1 protein-coding gene and 1 pseudogene are annotated in these 3,559 nt (G+C 65.6%); both read left to right on the forward strand.

The window, feature by feature from the left end; genetic code table 11:
* Positions 1-213, forward strand: a pseudogene (locus C5F75_RS35960) (efflux transporter periplasmic adaptor subunit); the annotation flags it as partial.
* A 15-nt stretch (positions 214-228) separates the two neighbouring features.
* Complete coding sequence (locus tag C5F75_RS35965; RefSeq protein ID WP_104013546.1) at positions 229-3,420, forward strand: efflux RND transporter permease subunit; 3,192 nt, start codon at positions 229-231, stop codon at positions 3,418-3,420.
* Positions 3,421-3,559: the final 139 nt, after the last annotated feature.

Genomic DNA, 3,559 nt, shown 5'->3' on the forward strand with positions numbered 1-3,559 from the left:
GAAGGCGGTCTGCAGGCGGGCGATCACGTGATCGTGCAGGGCGTCGACAAGGTGCGCCCGGGCGCGACCGTGAAGACCGTCGCCGCGCAGCTCGCCCCGGCGCCGGACGCCGCATCCGCCACATCGGCAGGCGCCGCGCCGGCAAGCGCCGCGCCGGCGACTACCGCGGCCAGCGCCGCAGCGAGCTCGGCCGCCGCGTCGAGCGCGCAATAACAGGGAGTCCGTTTCATGGCCAAGTTCTTTATCGATCGCCCGATCTTCGCGTGGGTGATCGCGATCGTGCTGATGCTGGCCGGCGTCGCATCGATCTTCAAGATGCCGATCGCGCAGTATCCTACGATCGCACCGCCGACGATCCAGATCCAGGCGAACTATCCGGGCGCTTCCGCGAAGACCGTGGAAGATACGGTCACGCAGGTGATCGAGCAGCAGATGAGCGGTCTCGACAACTTCCTGTACATGTCGTCGACGAGCGACGATTCGGGCAACGCGACGATCACGCTGACCTTCTCGCCGGGCACGAACCCGGACGTCGCGCAGGTGCAGGTGCAGAACAAGCTGTCGCTCGCGACGCCGAACCTGCCCCAGGTCGTGCAGCAGCTCGGCATGCAGGTCACGAAATCCAGCAGCAACTGGCTGATGTGGTTCGCGTTCAACTCCGAGGACGGCCGGATGTCGAAGGAGGATCTGACGAACTACGTGGCGTCGCACGTGCTCGACCCGCTGAGCCGCGTGAACGGCGTCGGCCAGACGCTGCTGCTCGGTTCGCAGTTCTCGATGCGGATCTGGCTCGACCCGGTCAAGCTGACCAACTACAGCCTCACGCCGACCGACGTGACGGCCGCGATCACGCAGCAGAACGTGCAGATCGCGGGCGGCCAGATCGGCGGCACGCCGGCGAAGCCGGGCACCGTGCTGCAGGCGACGATCACCGAATCGACGCTGCTGCGCACGCCCGAGCAGTTCGGCAACATCCTGCTGAAGGTCAACCAGGACGGCTCGCAGGTTCGCCTGAAGGACGTCGGCCGCGCGGCGCTGGGTTCGGAGAACTACACGTTCGACACGAAGTACATGGGACAGCCGACGGCCGGCCTCGGTATCCAGCTCGCGACCGGCGCGAATGCGCTGGCGACCGCGAACGCGCTGCGGGCCAAGATCGACGAGCTGTCGAAGTACTTCCCGCATGGTCTCGTCGTGCACTACCCGTACGATACGACGCCGTTCGTGCGCCTGTCGATCGAGGAAGTGGTCAAGACGCTGATCGAGGGCATCGTGCTCGTGTTCCTCGTGATGTACCTGTTCCTGCAGAATCTTCGGGCGACGATCATCCCGACGATCGCGGTGCCGGTCGTGCTGCTCGGCACGTTCGCGATCATGGGTATCGTCGGCTTCTCGATCAACACGCTGTCGATGTTCGGCCTCGTGCTGGCGATCGGCCTGCTGGTCGACGATGCGATCGTGGTGGTCGAGAACGTCGAACGGGTGATGGCCGAGGAGGGGTTGTCGCCGAAGGAGGCGACCCGCAAGGCGATGGGGCAGATCACCGGCGCACTCGTCGGCGTGGCGCTCGTGCTGTCGGCGGTGTTCGTGCCGGTGGCGTTCTCCGGCGGCTCGGTCGGCGCGATCTATCGTCAGTTCTCGCTGACGATCGTGTCGGCGATGGTGCTGTCGGTGCTGGTCGCGTTGATTCTCACGCCGGCGCTGTGCGCGACGATCCTGAAGCCGATCGAGAAGGGGCATCACGAAGAGAAGAAGGGTTTCTTCGGCTGGTTCAACCGGACTTTCGATCGCAGCCGGGATCGCTACACGAGCGGCGTGAACCACGTGATTCGGCGCTCGGGCCGCTGGCTCGTGATCTACCTCGCCGTGTTCCTCGCGGTCGGCGTGATGTTCGCGCGCCTGCCGAAGTCGTTCCTGCCCGATGAAGACCAGGGCTACATGTTCATGATCGTGCAGACGCCGTCCGGCTCCACGCAGGAAACGACCGGCAGGACGCTCGACAACATCAACACGTACCTGACCACCGCGGAGAAGGATGTGGTCGACTCGGTGTTCACGGTCAACGGCTTCAGCTTCGCGGGCCGCGGCCAGAACGCCGGCCTCGTGTTCGTGAAGCTGAAACCGTACGAGCAGCGCCAGCGTTCGGACCGGAAGGTGCAGGCGCTGATCGGCCGGACCTTCGCGCACTATTCGACGTACAAGGACGCGATGGTGATTCCGTTCAACCCGCCGTCGATTCCCGAACTCGGCACGGCCGCGGGCTTCGACTTCGAGCTGACGGACAACGCCGGCCTCGGTCACGAAGCGCTGATGGCCGCGCGCGGCCAGTTGCTCGGGATGGCCGCGAAGGATCCGGCGTTGGCGCTGGTGCGCCCGAACGGCCTGAACGATACGCCGCAGTACAAGGTCGACATCGATCGCGAGAAGGCGAACGCGCTCGGCGTGACGGCCGCGGCGATCGACCAGACGTTCTCGATCGCATGGGCGTCGCAGTACGTGAACAACTTCCTCGATACCGACGGCCGGATCAAGAAGGTGTACGTACAATCGGACGCGCCGTTCCGGATGACGCCGGAGGACATGAACATCTGGTACGTGCGCAACAGCTCGGGCGGGATGGTGCCGTTCAGCGCGTTCTCGAGCGGCCACTGGATCTACGGGTCGCCGAAGCTCGAGCGTTACAACGGCGTGTCGTCGATCGAGATCCAGGGGCAGGCCGCGCAAGGCAAGTCGACCGGCCAGGCGATGGCCGCGATGGAAGCGCTCGCGAGCAAGCTGCCGGAAGGCATCGGCTATTCGTGGACGGGGCTGTCGTTCCAGGAAATCCAGTCGGGCTCGCAGGCGCCGATCCTGTATGCGATCTCGATCCTCGTCGTGTTCCTGTGTCTCGCGGCGCTGTATGAAAGCTGGTCGATTCCGTTCTCGGTGATCATGGTCGTGCCGCTCGGCGTGGTCGGCGCGCTGCTCGCGACGATGCTGCGCGGCCTCGAGAACGACGTGTTCTTCCAGGTCGGCCTGCTGACCACGGTAGGCCTGTCCGCGAAGAACGCGATCCTGATCGTCGAGTTCGCGCGCGAGCTGCAGGCGGGCGGGAACATGGGGCCGGTGCGCGCGGCGATCGAGGCGGCGCGCCTGCGGCTGCGTCCGATCCTGATGACATCGCTCGCGTTCATGCTGGGCGTGCTGCCGCTCGCGATCAGCAACGGCGCGGGCTCGGCGAGCCAGCACGCGATCGGCACGGGCGTAATCGGCGGGATGATCACGGCGACGTTCCTCGCCATTTTCATGATCCCGATGTTCTTCGTGCGGGTTCGCGCGATCTTCAGCGGCGAGACCGAAAACGTCGACGATGCATGGCGTCTCGTGCAGGGCGACCTGCAGCGCGGTCACGACGACGCACACGATTCGAAGGGGCAGTAACGATGCGAAAACATGCTTTGACCGCAACCGCGGTCGCACTGGCTGCCGCGCTGTTTGCCGCCGGCTGCACGATGGCGCCGCATTACAAGCGGCCCGACGCGCCCGTCGCGCAGGCGTACCCGGCCGGCGGCGTCTACGC

Origin of the sequence: Burkholderia anthinoferrum, assembly GCF_002925705.1 — a bacterium.
Lineage (GTDB): Bacteria > Pseudomonadota > Gammaproteobacteria > Burkholderiales > Burkholderiaceae > Burkholderia > Burkholderia semiarida.

Excerpts from the sequence above, each read along its gene's own strand:
- C5F75_RS35965 (WP_104013546.1), top strand. The coding sequence starts at position 229 with ATGGCCAAGTTCTTTATCGATCGCCCGATCTTCGCGTGGGTGATCGCG.